This is a genomic window from Streptomyces sp. P9-2B-2, assembly GCF_030406865.1.
Classification (GTDB): Bacteria; Actinomycetota; Actinomycetes; order Streptomycetales; family Streptomycetaceae; genus Streptomyces; species Streptomyces platensis.
Genome location: NZ_CP129126.1, coordinates 5,242,438 through 5,257,500, shown reverse-complemented (window position 1 = coordinate 5,257,500; position 15,063 = coordinate 5,242,438). Strand labels below are relative to the sequence as shown.

The following is a 15,063-nucleotide window of genomic DNA, read 5'->3' as shown; positions in this document are numbered from 1 at the left end:
GGGCGGACGCGGATCTTCAGTGGGGTGCAGCCGACGGGGCATCTGACGCTGGGGAACTACCTCGGGGCGGTCCGGCGGTGGGCGGAGGAGGACCAGCACCGGGCGGAGGCGCTGTTCTGTGTGGTGGATCTGCATGCGCTGACCGTGGAGCACGATCCGGCGCGGGTGCGGCGGCTCAGCCGGCAGGCGGCGACGCTGCTGCTGGCGTCGGGGCTGGATCCGGAGCTGTGCACGGTGTTCGTGCAGAGTCATGTGGCTGAGCATCTGCGGCTGTCGTATCTGATGGAGTGCACGGCCTCCGACGGGGAGATGCGGCGCATGATCCAGTACAAGGAGAAGGCCGCGGCGCAGCAGGCGCGCGGGGGGAGTGTGCGGCTGTCGTTGCTGACGTATCCGGCGCTGATGGCGGCGGACATCCTGGCGTACGGGACGCATGAGGTGCCGGTCGGGGAGGACCAGGCGCAGCATGTGGAGCTGACGCGGGATCTGGCGGAGCGGTTCAACCAGCGCTACGGGGCGACGTTCGTGGTGCCGAGGACGACACTTCCGGCGGTGGCGGCGCGAGTGATGGATCTCCAGGAGCCGACGTCGAAGATGGGGAAGTCGCATGCCCGGACGGCTGGGGTCATCTCTTTGCTGGATGAGCCGGAGGTGGTGCGGAAGAAAGTGCTGCGGGCGGTGACGGATGCGGAGCGGGATGTCGTGTACGACGCCGAGCAGCGGCCAGGAGTGGCGAATCTGCTGAATGTGCTGGCGGCGTGCACCGGGGGTGATCCGGAGCGGCTGGCCGGCGAGTACGACTCGTACGGTGCGCTGAAGAAGGATGTGGCGGAGGCCGTGGTGGAGACGTTGCGGCCGGTGCGGGAGCGGCATGCCGAGCTGGCCGCCGATCCCGCGTATGTGGATGGCGTGCTGCGGCGTGGTGCGGAGCGGGCGCGTGCCCTCGCCGGGCCGCGGGTGGATGCGGCGTTCGAGGCGGTGGGGCTGCTGCCCGCCGGGTGAGGTGCCGGGCCGTTCGGGGGCGCGGTGGTCGTCGCGCCCCCGGACGGTCGTGGGTCAGCCGTTGCCGGAGGCCAGTTCGCGGCTGCGGTCGCGGGCGGCTTCCAGCGCGGCGAGGAGGGCGGCGCGGACGCCGTGGTTCTCCAGTTCGCGGATGGCGTTGATGGTGGTGCCCGCCGGGGAGGTGACGTTCTCGCGGAGGGTGACGGGGTGTTCGCCGCTGTCGCGGAGCATCACGGCGGCGCCGATGGCGGCCTGGACGATGAGGTCGTGGGCCTTGTCGCGGGGCAGGCCGAGGAGGATGCCGGCGTCGGTCATGGCCTCGACGAGGAAGAAGAAGTAGGCCGGGCCGGAGCCGGAGAGCGCGGTGCAGGCGTCCTGCTGGGACTCCGGGACGCGGAGGGTCTTGCCGACGCCGGAGAAGATCTCCTCTGCGCGGGTGAGGTGGGCGGCGGTGGCGTGGGTGCCGGCGGAGATGACGGACATCGCCTCGTCGACGAGGGCGGGGGTGTTCGTCATGACCCGGACGACCGGGGTGCCGGCGGCCAGGCGCTCCTCGAAGTAGGAGGTGGGGATGCCGGCGGCGCCGCTGATGACCAGGCGATCGGCGGGGACGTGCGGGGCGAGCTCCGACAGGAGGGTGCCCATGTCCTGGGGCTTGACGGTGAGGATGAGGGTGTCGGCGGACTTGGCGGCCTCGGCGTTGCTGACCGCTTCGACGCCGTAGCGCTCATGGAGCTGGGCGGCGCGTTCCGGGCGGCGGGCGGTGACCAGCAGGTCGGAGGGTGCCCAGCCGCCCCGGATCATTCCGCTGAGCAGGGCTTCGCCGATCTTTCCGGTGCCGAGTACTGCGACCTTCTGGGTCATCGTGCGGGATCACCTTTCCGCTGCGCTGGGCGTTTGCGGCCATCCTCGCACCGCGGGGGTGCCGCTCGCGGGTCGGCTGCCCGCCGCTGGGGTGCCGCTGTGCCCACCCTCCCCCAAGCTCTCAAGGAGCAGGGGGACCCCCATCGCCCCAGCGGCACGTATGCCCACAGCGGGCGGCGCGCGGCATCACCTCGTGCGGCGGCGGAGGGTGGCGGCGCCGAGCGCGAGGACGAGGAGGGCGCAGCCGGTGACGACGGCCGCGTTGCGGATGAAGTCGCCGGTGATGTCGGGGTGCTGGAGGACCTCGTTCATGCCGTCGACGGCGTAGGACATCGGGAGGACGTCGGAGAGCGCCTCCAGGGCCGGCTGCATGGTGGCGCGCGGGGTGAACAGGCCGCAGAGCAGCAGCTGGGGCATCAGGACGGCGGGCATGAACTGGACGGCCTGGAATTCGGAGGCGGCGAAGGCCGAGACGAACAGGCCGAGGGCGGTGCCGAGGAGGGCGTCGAGGACGGCCACCAGGAGGAGCAGCCAGGGTGAGCCGGTGACGTCGAGGCCGAGGACCCATACGGACAGGCCGGTGGCGAGGGCGGACTGCACGATGGCGAGCAGGCCGAAGGCGAGGGCGTAGCCGCTGATGAGTTCGGCCTTGCCGAGGGGCATGGCGAGCAGGCGTTCCAGGGTGCCCGAGGTGCGTTCGCGGAGGGTGGCGATGGAGGTCACCAGGAACATCGTGATCATCGGGAAGATGCCGAGGAGTGAGGCGCCGATGCTGTTGAACGTCTCCGGGCGGGCGTCGAAGACGTAGCGGAGCAGGGCGATCATCACGCAGGGGACGACGAGCATCAGCGCGATGGTGCGCGGGTCGTGGCGCAGCTGGCGCAGGACCCGGGCGGCGGTGGCGAGGGTGCGGGAGGGGGAGAAGGGCGCGGGGGTGGAGTGCGGGGCGCCAGTGGTGCGGGGTGCGGTGGTCATCGCGCGGGCTCCTGGGGGGTGGTGGGGCGCGCCGGTTCCTGGGGGCGGGTGGCCGCCGCGGCCTCGTCGACCAGGTGGAGGAAGGCGGCCTCTACGGTGGCGGCGCCGGTGCGGTCGCGGAGGGCGTCGGGGGTGTCTCCCCCGAGCTCCGTTCGGGAGGTGCCCCCGGCCAGCAGGCGGCCCTCGCGCATCAGGAGCAGCCGGTGGCAGCGCTCTGCCTCGTCCATGACGTGCGAGGAGATGAGGAGGGTGGTGCCGCGCTCGGTGGCGAGGGTGTGGAAGAGGTTCCACAGGTCGCGGCGGAGGACGGGGTCCAGGCCGACGGTGGGTTCGTCGAGGACGAGGAGTTCGGGGGCGCCGAGCAGGGCCACCGCGAGGGAGACCCGGCTGCGCTGGCCGCCGGAGAGGTTGCCGGCGAGGGCGTCGGCGTGGCGGGTGAGGTCGACGTCCTCGATGGCGCGGGTGACGTGTTCGTGGCGCAGACCGCGGGCGGACCGGCCGGGGTGCAGGACGGCGGCGAAGTAGTCGAGGTTCTGGCGGACGGTGAGGTCGTCGTAGACGGACGGGTCCTGGGTGACATAGCCGATACGGGACCGCAGCCGGGGGTCGCCCGCGGGGTGGCCGAGGACGTCGAGGGTGCCGGTGACCTTGGCCTGGGTGCCGACGAGGGCGCGCAGCAGGGTGGATTTGCCGCAGCCGGAGGGGCCGAGCAGGCCGGTGACCTGGCCACGGGGCACGTCGAAGGCCAGGGCGTCGAGGACGGTGCGGCCGCCTCGGACGACGGTGAGATCGCGGGCGTGGACGGCGGGGTCGACGCCATAATTCATCATGCGATGAATACTGCGCCGGGCGGGAGAGGGCGTCAAGGGCGGGGACGGGATGGCGGGCCTGCACTGAGGGACCGGATGGGGCCCGCGCCGCGGGGACGGGGTGGAGGGGCCCGCGCCGCGGGGACGTCGGGGCGCTGGGGCCATTGGGGTGGTGATCCGGCCAGGTGTGGTGCGGAAGCGGCGCGTGGTGAGGATCTCCGCGCACCGGCGGGCGCCGTAGTGAAAGAAACCAGCCGTTCCTGGTCGATAACTCCGCGTTTACAGGGTGGTTACAAACCGACTCACGGTCCTGCGTGTCCGCTTGGACACAATGGGATGACCTGTCCAGGCGCGCCGGAAGGAGCGACGATGGCGAAGATCCGGGTCCGCGGCCTCGGCCGGCTCCTGTTGATCGTCATGGCCGTCCTGCTGGCCTTGCCCATGGGTGCGGAAGGCGTGTACGGGGAACACACGGCGGCCGCGCCGGCCACGAGCGGCGCCGGCCGTACCGGTCCCCCCGGCCCCACCCCCTCGGCATCCGACTCCTCCGAGAACCCCGAATCCGGCAGCGACCGCTGCCCACCGCGCCGCGACGGACGGTCCACGGCCTCGGTGTCCGCGCCGACGCCCCCGCTGACCACCGTCTCGACCGCCGCACCGGCCCGGACCGGCGGCGGGCTGCCTTTGACCGCCCCGCTGACCGGCCGACAGGCCGTACCCGTGTCGAGGTCCGGTGAACTGCCGGTCCAGCACGCCGTGTTCCGCTGCTGAGCGCTGAGAGCTGCCCCCAAGGGCCTCCCCCGGCCCGCGCATCCGACGGATCCAGCCGTCATTTCCCCATGGCGCGCACCGCGCGGGCAGTGCGCGGCAGCAGGCGACCGCAGCGGCACCTTGCGGTGGTCGCCGACCGGCTGCTCGTACCGCCCCGCGTCCGCTCGTGCGTATCCGTGCGTATCCGTGCGTACCCGTGCGCCACCGCATCTCGCACTCGCTGGAGGTATCCCCATGCGTAGGTTCCGTATTGCCCGACAACGCCCGTCCCGGCCCTCCATACCGTCACGGCACACGCTGTCGGTCTGGCGCGCCGACTTCACCGCCTCGCTGGTCGTCTTTCTCGTCGCCGTCCCGCTGTGTGTCGGGGTGGCCGTAGCCTCCGGGGTTCCGGCCGAACTGGGCCTGGTCACCGGAATCGTCGGCGGGCTGCTCACCGGCTTACTGCCGGGCAGCAGTCTCCAGGTCAGCGGTCCGGCCGCCGGGCTGACCGTGCTGGTTTACGAGGCCGTGCAGGAGTACGGCCTCGGGGCACTCGGTGCTCTCGTACTGCTCGCCGGGGTGCTCCAGCTGACCATGGGCGCGCTCCGGCTGGGGCGCTGGTTCCGGGCCATCTCCGTGGCCGTCGTCCAGGGCATGCTGGCGGGCATCGGGCTGGTGCTGATCGCCGGGCAGTTGTACGCCCTGGTGGACGCCCGGGCGCCGGGCAACGGGCCGGCGAATCTGGCCGGGCTGCCGGACCTCGCGGCGGACACCGCCGGATCCGGTACGGGGCTGTCGGCGCTGGCCGTCGGCGCGGGCACCATCGCGCTGCTGGTGCTGTGGCCGAAATGGCGGCGGGCGGCGCGGGTGCTGCCGGCACCGCTGATGGCGGTGACCCTGGCCACGGTCGTGGTGTTCGTACTCGACCTGCCGGTGGCCCGGGTGGAAGTAGCGGGCCTGCTGGAGGTCGTCCAGCCACCGGGCGGCGCGGACTTCGCGCGGCTGGCGGAGGCAGGGGCACTGGCCGGTGCGCTGGGCACCGTGCTGGCGTTCGCCCTGATCGCGTCGGCGGAGTCGCTGTTCAGCGCGGCCGCCGTGGACCGGCTGCACGACGGCCCGAAGACCGACTACGACAAGGAGCTGATGGCGCAGGGCGCGGGCAACACCGTCTGCGGGCTGCTCGGCGCGCTGCCGATGACCGCGGTGATCGTCCGCAGCTCCGCCAATGTGTTCGCCGGGGCGCAGACGAAGGCCTCGCGGGTGCTGCACGGGGTGTGGCTGCTGGTCTTCGCGGCAGTCTTCCCGGTGGCGCTGGGCGTGGTGCCGCTCGCGGCGCTGGCGGGCGTACTGGTGCATGCGGGCGGCAAGTTGATCCCGGTGAAGCAGTGGCGTCCGCTGTGGCGGGAGCACCGGGGTGAGGCCGTGGTGCTCGCCGCGACGGCGGTGGCGATCGTGGCCACCAACATGTTCGAGGGGGTGCTGCTGGGGCTGCTGATGGCGGTCGCCAAGTCGGCGTGGGAGACCTCGCACGTCCACCTGGAGATCGTCGGGCTGGACGAGCCGGCGGCGCGCGACGGTGCGGCGGCCGGTTCCGGCACCCGGCGCCCGGTCCGCGTACGGGCCCTCGGCAATGCCACCTTCCTCCGGCTGCCCAAACTCCTCGACCAGTTGGAGGCACTGCCCAAGGACCGGGAGGTCGAGCTGGATCTGACCGGGCTGCGGCATCTCGACCATGCCTGCGCGGCCGCGCTCGGCGCCTGGGAGGAACAGCGTCGGGGCCCCGACGGGACCGCCCGGAAGGAGGCGCCGTCCGTCGCCCCGTGAGTCGGGTCTAGGACAACCGCACGGTAATGGGCCGGTGTGGGGGCGGAAATGACCGTAGGGTCGGGACGCTGATGTCCGCCGACCCCGGGAGTGCTGTGAACCGCCGGCCCCTTCGCAGTTGCGGTGCGACCGCCGCCCTCTCCGTCGCCCTGCTGCTCTCCTCGTGCACCAGTAGTGGTGTACGGGGCGCGGCGGGCAGCGGCGGAGTGGGCGATCCGCTCTTCCCGTCACTCGGCAACGGCGGCTACCAGGTGCGCCATTACGGGCTCGACCTCGACTACGACATCAAGAAGCGGCATCTGGACGCCACCGCCGACCTCACCGCCGTGGCCAAGACGGACCTGCGGTCCTTCCAGCTCGACCTTCAGGGGCTGCGGGTGACGGAGGTGCAGGTCGACGGCGAGAAGGCGGAGTTCTCCCGTAAGGGACACAAGCTGACCGTCCGGCCGGCCGAGGGGCTGCGCAAGGGCGCGGAATTCCGTACCCGCGTCGGCTACGACGGCACGCCGCAGGAAATGAAGGACCCCGACCAGTCGACGGAGGGCTGGGTCAAGACCCGCGACGGGGCGTTCGTCTCCGGTGAGCCCGCCGGCTCCATGACGTGGTTCCCGGGCAACAACCACCCCGCGGACAAGGCCACCTACGACTTCACCATCACCGTGCCGAAGGGCTACACCGCCGTCGCCAACGGCGAGCTGCGGTCCGAGCGGACGGCCAAGGGCCGGACCACCTTCCGCTGGCACAGCGGCCGGCCGATGGCCAGCTATCTCGCGACGGCCACCATCGGCAAATTCGAGGTCCACACCTCCCGTACGCCCGAGGGCCTGCCGCTGTACGTGGCCGTGGACCCGGCCGAGGCCAAGGCCAGCAAAAAGCCGCTGGAAAAGCTGCCCGAGATCGTGAAGTGGGAGACCAAACTCTTCGGCCCGTACCCCTTCGCCTCCTCGGGCGCGATCGTCGACGACACCCCGAAGCGGATCGACTGGCTCGCCCTGGAGTCCCAGACCAAGCCGGTCTACGCCGGGGCTCCGGACACCCTGACCCTGGTGCACGAAATGGCCCACCAGTGGTTCGGCGACTCGGTGACGCCGAAGACCTGGGCGGACACCTGGCTCAACGAGAGCTTCGCGACCTACGCCGAGTGGCTGTGGGAGGAACGCGAGGGCGGCAAGACCCCCCAGCAGCAGTTCGACGCCCTCTACAAGGACACCAAGGACCCCGACCGCTGGGCCTTCCCACCGGGCAAACCGGGCAAGGCGAAGAACGTCACCGGCACCCCCGTCTACGAGCGCGGCGCGATGCTCCTCCAGGAACTGCGCAACGCCGTCGGCGACAAGGCCTTCTTCACGATCCTGCGTGAGTGGCCCGCCGAGTACCGCTACCGCAACGCCGACGCACAGGACTTCATCGACTTCTGCCAGGAGCGCACGGATGAGGACCTGGAGCCGCTGTTCAAGAAGTGGCTGTATGAGAAGGGGAAGCCGGAACTGGACGACTGAGGTCCCGGGACAGTGCTTCGCCAAGGGTTCCGGGGACGGGAACCCTTGGCGAAGCGGTGTGTGTGCCCCGGGGGCTAGGCGGTGGGGGCGGTCTCCGGGGCCTTGTGGGTGCACTCGGGCGGCGGTGCGGTGCCCGAGTTCGTGACCCAGGTGCCCGCGGCACTGTCGGCCGAGCCGCTACCGAGCGGGACGTCGAAGCTTCCCGTGTAGGTCCACTCGCTCCACGATCCCTTGTCGAACGTGTACGTACCGTTCTGGGAAGTGAGCTGCGGCTTGTATATCAGCCAGGCGTATTCTCCTGCCTTTCTGGCCTGGGTGGCGGTACTGCCGTATGTCTTGGTCTCGGTGCTGGTCTTCGAGATGCTGTTCTGCCAGTTCTTCGAGAACTTGCTCTCAAATCCGAGGTCGCCGAATTTCACGCTGGCGGTGATGTCCACGCCTGTGAGGACGGAGCTTCCGACGGTCTCGGAGTAGGAACTGGTTTCGTCTTCGCGGAGGGTGACGGTGTCGTCCTTGGTCGCCGGCTCGTACAGCCGCACGCACTGGCCGGCCCCGGAACGCGGAGCACCGTTCTTGTCCGCCTTGAAGTTGCAGTACGCCGCGTCCTTCAGGCACTTCGACAGGGCATAGGTGGCCGCCATGCCCTTGTACGTGGCCAACTCCTTCGCCGGGTCGCCCACGGCCTTGTCGCTCAGCGTCCACTTGGCGGAAGCGGCACTGCCGCAATCGGCCAGCGTGACCGCCTTGTAGGCACCGAAGTGCGAACCGTTGTCACCGAGGCACTGCCCCTCGTGGGCGACGCTCCGCACCGTGAATCCGTCGTCCCCGGGCCGCGGCTCCAGGAACCACATCTGGTTGGGGTTGTTGGCACATTCGAGGCCCCCCGTGACCCAGGGAAATGAGCCGTCGGGGAGATCGACCGCCAGGCAGGTCCCGCTGTTGTTGTTCTTCAGCTGGAACGTAGCGTCGTCGTTGGGCTTGTTGAGCTTCCATTCCTGGTTCGCCTGGCCCGTTCCGCCCGACTCATCCGCCCAGTCGAGGAGGCCGGTGCCGCGCCCGTTGCGGTCGAATCCGGCAGACCGGCCCTAGCCGATCCCCGGGATCAGCGGGATGACGCTCGGGCGCCGGGCCGCCAGGTGCAGGACGCGCACCGCGTTGCGCACCACCTGTTCCTTGACGCGGGCGGCCGGGCGGCCTGTCAGGACGCGTTCGCGCGGGGTGTCGTCGGCCCGTACCGACTGGATCAGGGCGTCGTGGCGCCCCAGGCTCACGCACTGCACGAAGAAGCCGTACGAGAGCGGCCGGGGCGCGGCGCCGCGCAGTTCGGCGGCGATCGCACCGGCCACGTACGAGCCCGTGGGCAGCGCGGCGGCGCAGGACATCCGCAGGGCACCGGCGCGGGGCGTACGGGCCGCGGCCGCATCACCCGCGGCGTAGATGTCGGGGTGGCTGACCGAGCGGAGCCGCGCGTCGACCCGCAACCGGCCGGTGACCGGGTCGGTGACCAGCCCCGCGTCGTGGGCGAGACCGCCGGAGGCCCGCAACGCCCCGGCCCACACCACGGCGTCGGCATCGACGTCGTCTCCGTTGGCGACCCGCCGGCCCTCCTCGACGCGTACCCGCAGCCGGTCGAGGACCGTACGGACATGGGCCCGGCCGCGCACCGACAGCCCGGCGCCGAGCTCGCCGCCGGTGACCAGCCGGACCCGCCACTCCGGGTGCGACTCGGCGATCTCGGAGGCCATCTCGATACCGCTCAGACCGCCGCCCACCACGGTCAGCGCACCCGGCCCGTCCAGCAGCCGCTTGTGCAGGGCGGCGGCGCTCTCCGCGGTGAAGGCCCGCTCCCCGATACCGCGCGGATCGGTGTGGCTGCCCAGGGCGTAGACGAGCCGGTCGTAGAGGAGGGTGCGGCCGCTGTCGGTGTGTACGGCGCGGACGTCCGGGTCGAGGGAGGTGGCGCGGGCGGCGAGCTGCTCGATGCCGGTGCCGTGCAGCATCCGGGACCGGGGGTGGCTCACTTCGGGGCGGCCGGCGGCCAGTTCGTGAAGGCGGACCCTCCCCCATGCCTTAAGGGCATGGGAGGTGCCCCCATGGTGAACCGGTCACTGGGGTCGACCAGCGTCACCCGCGCGTACGGGGCGAGCCGGAGCGCGGCCATCGTCCCCGCGTAGCCGCCACCGAGAACCACGACCCTCCCCCGGGCCCTGCGGCCCCGGGAGCCCCCGTGCTTCGTGACGCTCTTCATGCTGCCTCCTGAGGTCGGTCGGTCCGGGGCGCCGGGGTGGAAGGTGGCGCCGTAAGGGGGACGACTCGGGGCGGTGGGGTGTGACATGGGGGCGGGGTGACAAGCGGTGGGTCTACTCCGTTCCCGCCGTCATGTCGCTTCGCCACCTGTCCAGCGCCTCACCTCGTCGGCACCGCACCGGCCCTGCACCCCCTCAGGACGAAGTGGACGGCCGGAGTGTGACCGTCAGGTCGAGCGCGTAGGCCTCCTCGACAATGCCGTCCGGGAAGACGTCACGCAGGGCCTCCCGCTCGGCCGCGAGGACGGGGGCGGCGGCCGGGCCGATGGCGGAGAAGTAGGAACGGCTGCCCAGCATCGCGAGGTGGGTGTCGACGGGGACCCGCCGGGTCCAGTGCAGGACCCGGGCGACAGGGTGCAGGCCCAGACCGAGGCCGCGGATCAGGTCGGGGGTCTCCGGGGCCACGCTGTGGCCGTGGTAGCCCGGTAGGCGGCGGGCGATCCTGGCCTCCTGTTCAGCGGCCCAGGCGACGTCCGGGTCCGGGATGTTCCACCACAGGGCGAGCGCACCGCCGGGGCGCAGCACCCGCAGCGCCTCCGGGACGGAACGGGCCGGATCGGTCCAGTGCCAGGCCTGCGCGTAGCCGACGAGGTCGAAGCCCGCGTCGTCGCGGAACGGCAGCGCGTCGCCGAGGGCGCGGACGAGCGGGACGGCGGGGTGGGCGGCGTGCAGCTCGGCGGCCATGGCGGCACCCGGCTCCACGGCGGTGACCCGCGCCCCGCGCTCGGCGAGCAGCCGGGTCGCGATACCGGTGCCGGCCCCCACGTCCAGCACCCGCGCCCCCGCCAGCGGCTGCCCGGCCAGCTCCTCGATCGCGTCGAAAAGCGCCGGCGGGTAGCCGGGGCGGGCGGCGGCGTACTGGGCGGCCACCGCGTCGAAGGAACGGGCGAGGGTGGCGCGCTGTGGTGGCGGGGCTGGCTCCAACGGCTGTGTGGTTAGGGGGAGTTGGTTGCGCTGGGAGCTGTTCGGCATACGGGTCATCCTGCCCGAGGTGGGGCCTTCGGCTGTGGCGTTTGCCGGTGGTCGGGGCCCGTTTGCCGGTGGCTGGCCGCCGGTGTGCCTTCGGTTGGTGGGTGGCGGGTCGGAGGGGACGCACCGGGACCCTCCCCCGGCCGGAGGCTGGGGGAGGGTCCCGGTGCGTCCCCTCCGACCCCCGCGGCAACCACAGATTCCGCAACGGCGCCAGCCCATACGCAGCCGCAGCAAAAAGGCCGCGGCCACCCCACAGGGGCGCGAGGAACTGCGCGCCCAGCCACAACCCACCCGCAGCCAAAACACGGGCCCCAAGGCCCAAGCCCACAAGGGCGAGCACGCACGGGACGGGCTAAGCCGACCGACAGACCGCCCGGCGGCTCAACGCCGCCTCTTCGGACGGGACTTCCGCGCGGCCGGATTCCCGGTACGGGCGCCACGGCGGCGCTCGTACCGGTCGCGGGCCGCGACATACTCGGCGCGATGCAGCCTCTCCCCGGGGGCCTCGACGAGGCTGCGGCAGAAGTAGGCGAGCAGCGAGCCGATGAAACCGATGAACATCAGGCTCTGCGCGGACCGGTCGGCCGCGCTCTCGGCGGCCGGATCGCGGCGCCGGACGAAGCCGTCCCAGGTGCGGCGGAACGCCAACGCGCTACAGATCGCGAACCCGGCGACGACGAGGATGCCGACGAACGGGCCGACGTCGGCGATCTCCAGGCCCTGGAACGCGAAGCGCAGCACGACCGCACCGGCCGCGGCGAGCGCGAGCGAGCCCACCGCGACGCCGGCCCGGCGCAGGCCGTAGCCGCCGTCGTGGTGCAGCCAGGTGGTGCCGAAGAACCGGATCGGCTCCGGCTCGGGACCGTCGCGCTCGGGACCGTGACGGTGGGGACCGCCAGACGCAGCGCCGCCGGACGCGGCGCCGCCGGACGCGGCGCCGCCGGACGCGGCGCCGCCGGGCTCCGGGCCCGCCGGGGACCGCTGCTCATCGCTCATGGCAGCGATTATCCCCGCCGGGCCCGGCCACCCGGCGACCTGTCAGCGCCGTGCCGCCGGGGCACAACCGTGGTCGCGCCTGGCCAGGTCTCAGTTCATGCAGGTCGGCGCGACCATGCCGCTGCTGCCGGTCCGGACGTACGTGTCGGAGATGTACTCGCCGGGCGCGATGTTGTCCCAGATGTCCGAGGTGCCGTACGGGCCGCTGACGTTCTCGCCGTGCGTCTGGCAGCGGATCTTGATCCGGGCGCCGTCGGCGAGCAGGCGGACGACCGGGGTGTCGGTGCCGGGACCCTGGCGGACCTTGACTCGGTAGCCGGGCGCGACGGGATAGACGAGACCGCCCGAGGCGGCGAGGGCCTGGCCGTCGGCCGCTTCCGCGGCGCCCTGATGGTCCTGTGTGGTCATTTCGTGTTCCCCCGTTGATGATGTCGGTGATGGTGGTGACGTCGGCCCTGGGGCCGTGCGGGGAGTGGCTCGTGAAGAGCACCCCGTGAAGCCGCTCGGTGCGGTTCCGCAACGCGCACGCTAGCAAGCCTCGTTCATCTCGTACGCGCCATCGACTAGGCTCCGCGCGTCGCACTTGCGACCGAATGGCACGGGTAATGACACGGGGGTGGAACCATGCCATCGCTGCGCGATCCCGGCATCGGGCCGGAAGCGGAGCATCCGGAATACGCCGGCCAATACCGCCTGGAGGCACGGCTCGGCTCCGGCGGAATGGGCGTGGTTCATCTGGCGCGCTCGTCCTCCGGGCTGCTGCTCGCGGTCAAGGTCATCCACGCGGAATTCGCCCAGGACCCGGAATTCCGGGGGCGGTTCCGGCAGGAGGTGGCGGCCGCGCGGCGGGTCAGCGGGGCCTTCACAGCGCCTGTCGTGGACGCCGATCCGGCTGCCGAGCGGCCGTGGATGGCAACCCTTCACATCCCCGGCCCGACGCTCTCCGATCATGTGAAGCGGAATGGCCCGCTGGCGGTCGACGAGGTGCGTCGGCTGGCGTCGGGGCTCGCCGAGGCGCTGCGTGACATCCATCGTGCCGGGGTGGTGCACCGCGATCTGAAGCCCGGAAATGTGCTGCTGGCCGCAGATGGCCCGAAGGTCATCGACTTCGGTATCTCGCGGCCCTCCGACAGTGAAATGCGCACCGAGACCGGCAAGTTGATCGGCACGCCGCCGTTCATGGCACCCGAGCAGTTCCAGCGGCCGCGTGAGGTGGGCCCGGCGGCGGATGTGTTCGCGCTGGGGTCGGTGCTGGTGCATGCCGCCACGGGGCGTGGCCCGTTCGACTCGGAGAGCCCGTATCTCGTCGCGTATCAGGTGGTGCACGACGAGGCCGATCTGGCAGGTGTGCCGGCGGAGTTGGTGCCGCTGGTCGAGAGCTGCCTGGCGAAGGATCCGGCGGACCGGCCCACTCCGGACGCGCTGATGCAGCTGCTGCGGACGGACGCGCCGCACCGCGCCGACGTGCCGATCGGCGGCCTGGCGGGCGATGCGGTGCCCGAGGTCCGGATACCGGAGCAGCGGCAGGCAGAGCAGCGGATGATGGCCGAGCAGCGGATGGCGGAGCAGGACGGGCCGGAGCCGGATCGGCCGGAGCGCCCGCAGCCCGTACGCACCGAGGCCGCCCCGCCGCACGCCGAGACGACGCATGTGCGCGCCCGCACTCCCGTCGAGAACCCCGACGGTGCCGCTCTACCCGTAGGCCCCGGCCTCCCCGACGGCACCGGCGCCCCCGCACGCACTGACGATTCCGTACGTGACTCCCCGCCTCGCCGGACCGCCCGCTCCCGCTCTCGTACCCGCCGCTGGCCCCTCTGGGCCGCCGTCGCCCTCGTCGTCACCGGAGCCGGCACGTACGCGGGCGTCCAGGCGCTCTCCGGCGGCCCCGGCCGGGACCCGGCCCTGCAGACCCACCCGTCACGCGACGGCGCCGACTTCCGCCCGTGGCAGACCACCCTCATCGCGCGCCCCAAGGGCCACGACGCCGAACTCCCGCACTGCACCACCGGTTCCGGTGCCGTCTTCTGCGGCCAGCCCGGCATGCCGGCCGCCCGGCTCGACCCGGACTCCGGCCGGGTGGCCTGGCGGAGCAAGGACCCCACCGCAACCGGCAAGCAGGCCGCGAAGAACGCCGTCTCCCGGACCGCACCGGTGCTCTCCGGCGGGCTGCTGTACGTCTTCTCCAACGACGGCAGCCGCCTGCTCGCCCTCGACCCGTCGCCAGGCGGCAAGGGCGCCACCCGCTGGACCAAGGACGTCTCCGGCTACGAGGGCGGAGCCAAGGTCGTCGGCGACCGCATCCTGCTGGCCGCGTCGGACGGCACGGTCACCGCGCTGGACAGCAGAACCCACCAACAACGCTGGCAGAAGCGGTTCCCGGGGCATCAGCTGCCGCTCTTCACCTCGTTCGGCGACGCCCACACCGCCTACGCGGCCGAGGGCACCCCCGACGGGAACGGCACCCACGTCACCGCCATCGACCCGGCCGACGGCAAGGTCCGCTGGGCCCGGCGGCTGCCCGGACTGCTCACCGTGGCCGGTACCGGTGCGTCGGGGTCGCTGTTCCTGACCGTCACCGACCCGACGCTCTCGTACCGCACCACCGCCGTCCTCCGCTACGACCCGGCCACCGGGCACAGCCGCCGCCTCAAGCTGACCGCGCCGCTGGACCAGGCGTCCGCCGTGGTGCACGGCGAGTCGGTGTATCTGCTGGCCGAGGGCGGCGCGCTCCAGGCCGTCGGCCGGCGGAAATGGGACACCGAGACCTCGGTGAGCCGGGGCTCGGCGCCGGTGGTGAGCGGCGGCCGGCTCTACTTCACCGCCGCCGACGGCCGACTGCTCGCGGTCGACACCGCGTCGGGTGAGCTGCTGGGGCAGACCCCGCCGCGGATGTCCGGCCGCCACAACGGCTTCGTGGAGACCCTCCCGGCCCCCCGTACGGACGGCCCCCGCGGCCGGATCTACGCGGCCGCCCCCGACGGCACGGTCTTCGCGGCGGCGACGAAGAACCCGGCGGGCTGGTGACGGGACGGCCCGCCGCCCCTATGGCAGCGGCAGGCACAG

General features: G+C 72.3%; 12 protein-coding genes and 1 pseudogene (1 of these 13 only partly in view). 5 read left to right on the top strand and 8 right to left on the bottom strand.

The window, feature by feature from the left end; translation table 11 throughout:
• Nucleotides 1-1,002, top strand: the 3' portion of a protein-coding gene (trpS, locus tag QT196_RS23055) for a tryptophan--tRNA ligase (protein ID WP_248001272.1). The gene continues 18 nt to the left of window position 1, outside the view; only the last 1,002 of its 1,020 coding nucleotides appear in the window; its start codon lies off the left edge, out of view; the stop codon is at nt 1,000-1,002.
• A 54-nt stretch (nt 1,003-1,056) separates the two neighbouring features.
• On the opposite strand, the gene proC is transcribed toward trpS, so the two are convergent.
• The 3 genes from proC to QT196_RS23040 all read right to left on the bottom strand — a co-directional run bounded on the left by proC (nt 1,057) and on the right by QT196_RS23040 (nt 3,671).
• Nucleotides 1,057-1,866 carry a pyrroline-5-carboxylate reductase gene (gene proC / locus QT196_RS23050; RefSeq protein WP_168480818.1) on the bottom strand — a complete coding sequence of 270 codons (810 nt, stop codon included), beginning with the start codon at nt 1,864-1,866 and terminating at the stop codon, nt 1,057-1,059.
• Between the two features lie 186 nt (nt 1,867-2,052).
• Nucleotides 2,053-2,841 (bottom strand): ABC transporter permease, encoded by a 789-nt coding sequence (locus QT196_RS23045; protein ID WP_290355580.1) that lies wholly within the window; start codon nt 2,839-2,841, stop codon nt 2,053-2,055.
• On the bottom strand, nt 2,838-3,671 hold the full coding sequence (locus QT196_RS23040) for an ABC transporter ATP-binding protein (RefSeq protein ID WP_266737719.1): 834 nt from the start codon (nt 3,669-3,671) through the stop codon (nt 2,838-2,840). The genes QT196_RS23045 and QT196_RS23040 overlap by 4 nt, the downstream gene beginning before the upstream one ends.
• Before the next feature lie 348 nt (nt 3,672-4,019).
• Between QT196_RS23040 and QT196_RS23035 the strand changes: the two genes are divergently transcribed.
• The 3 genes from QT196_RS23035 (at nt 4,020) to QT196_RS23025 (ending at nt 7,726) form a co-directional block, all read left to right on the top strand.
• A complete protein-coding gene (locus QT196_RS23035) occupies nt 4,020-4,421 on the top strand; it encodes a hypothetical protein (RefSeq protein ID WP_168483913.1) in 402 nt (133 codons plus the stop codon).
• 234 nt (nt 4,422-4,655) lie between these two features.
• Complete coding sequence (locus tag QT196_RS23030; protein WP_248001271.1) at nt 4,656-6,227, top strand: SulP family inorganic anion transporter; 1,572 nt, start codon at nt 4,656-4,658, stop codon at nt 6,225-6,227.
• 71 nt (nt 6,228-6,298) lie between these two features.
• Entirely contained in the window at nt 6,299-7,726 is a 1,428-nt protein-coding gene (locus QT196_RS23025) for a M1 family metallopeptidase (RefSeq protein WP_266737722.1), read from the top strand.
• Nucleotides 7,727-7,800: 74 nt separating this feature from the next.
• Here QT196_RS23025 and QT196_RS23020 read toward each other — a convergent pair.
• From QT196_RS23020 to QT196_RS23000, 5 genes and pseudogenes are all read right to left on the bottom strand, one after another.
• Nucleotides 7,801-8,718, bottom strand: a pseudogene (locus QT196_RS23020) (RICIN domain-containing protein); the annotation flags it as partial.
• 93 nt (nt 8,719-8,811) lie between these two features.
• Nucleotides 8,812-9,726 carry an FAD-dependent oxidoreductase gene (locus QT196_RS23015; protein ID WP_323139189.1) on the bottom strand — a complete coding sequence of 305 codons (915 nt, stop codon included), beginning with the start codon at nt 9,724-9,726 and terminating at the stop codon, nt 8,812-8,814.
• A gap of 441 nt (nt 9,727-10,167) precedes the next feature.
• The gene (locus tag QT196_RS23010) at nt 10,168-11,004 is read right to left on the bottom strand and encodes a class I SAM-dependent methyltransferase (RefSeq protein WP_168480815.1); all 837 of its coding nucleotides are present in this window, start codon (nt 11,002-11,004) and stop codon (nt 10,168-10,170) included.
• A gap of 381 nt (nt 11,005-11,385) precedes the next feature.
• A complete protein-coding gene (locus tag QT196_RS23005) occupies nt 11,386-12,000 on the bottom strand; it encodes a hypothetical protein (RefSeq protein ID WP_290355579.1) in 615 nt (204 codons plus the stop codon).
• A gap of 90 nt (nt 12,001-12,090) precedes the next feature.
• Nucleotides 12,091-12,408 (bottom strand): peptidase, encoded by a 318-nt coding sequence (locus QT196_RS23000; protein WP_266737728.1) that lies wholly within the window; start codon nt 12,406-12,408, stop codon nt 12,091-12,093.
• Between the two features lie 216 nt (nt 12,409-12,624).
• Between QT196_RS23000 and QT196_RS22995 the strand changes: the two genes are divergently transcribed.
• Nucleotides 12,625-15,024 carry a PQQ-binding-like beta-propeller repeat protein gene (locus tag QT196_RS22995; RefSeq protein ID WP_266737730.1) on the top strand — a complete coding sequence of 800 codons (2,400 nt, stop codon included), beginning with the start codon at nt 12,625-12,627 and terminating at the stop codon, nt 15,022-15,024.
• Nucleotides 15,025-15,063 lie beyond the last annotated feature (39 nt).

Excerpts from the sequence above, each read along its gene's own strand:
- proC (WP_168480818.1), bottom strand. The coding sequence starts at position 1,866 with ATGACCCAGAAGGTCGCAGTACTCGGCACCGGAAAGATCGGCGAAGCC.
- QT196_RS23045 (WP_290355580.1), bottom strand. The coding sequence starts at position 2,841 with ATGACCACCGCACCCCGCACCACTGGCGCCCCGCACTCCACCCCCGCG.
- QT196_RS23040 (WP_266737719.1), bottom strand. The coding sequence starts at position 3,671 with ATGATGAATTATGGCGTCGACCCCGCCGTCCACGCCCGCGATCTCACC.
- QT196_RS23035 (WP_168483913.1), top strand. The coding sequence starts at position 4,020 with ATGGCGAAGATCCGGGTCCGCGGCCTCGGCCGGCTCCTGTTGATCGTC.
- QT196_RS23030 (WP_248001271.1), top strand. The coding sequence starts at position 4,656 with ATGCGTAGGTTCCGTATTGCCCGACAACGCCCGTCCCGGCCCTCCATA.
- QT196_RS23025 (WP_266737722.1), top strand. The coding sequence starts at position 6,299 with ATGTCCGCCGACCCCGGGAGTGCTGTGAACCGCCGGCCCCTTCGCAGT.
- QT196_RS23015 (WP_323139189.1), bottom strand. The coding sequence starts at position 9,726 with ATGCTGCACGGCACCGGCATCGAGCAGCTCGCCGCCCGCGCCACCTCC.
- QT196_RS23010 (WP_168480815.1), bottom strand. The coding sequence starts at position 11,004 with ATGCCGAACAGCTCCCAGCGCAACCAACTCCCCCTAACCACACAGCCG.
- QT196_RS23005 (WP_290355579.1), bottom strand. The coding sequence starts at position 12,000 with ATGAGCGATGAGCAGCGGTCCCCGGCGGGCCCGGAGCCCGGCGGCGCC.
- QT196_RS23000 (WP_266737728.1), bottom strand. The coding sequence starts at position 12,408 with ATGACCACACAGGACCATCAGGGCGCCGCGGAAGCGGCCGACGGCCAG.
- QT196_RS22995 (WP_266737730.1), top strand. The coding sequence starts at position 12,625 with ATGCCATCGCTGCGCGATCCCGGCATCGGGCCGGAAGCGGAGCATCCG.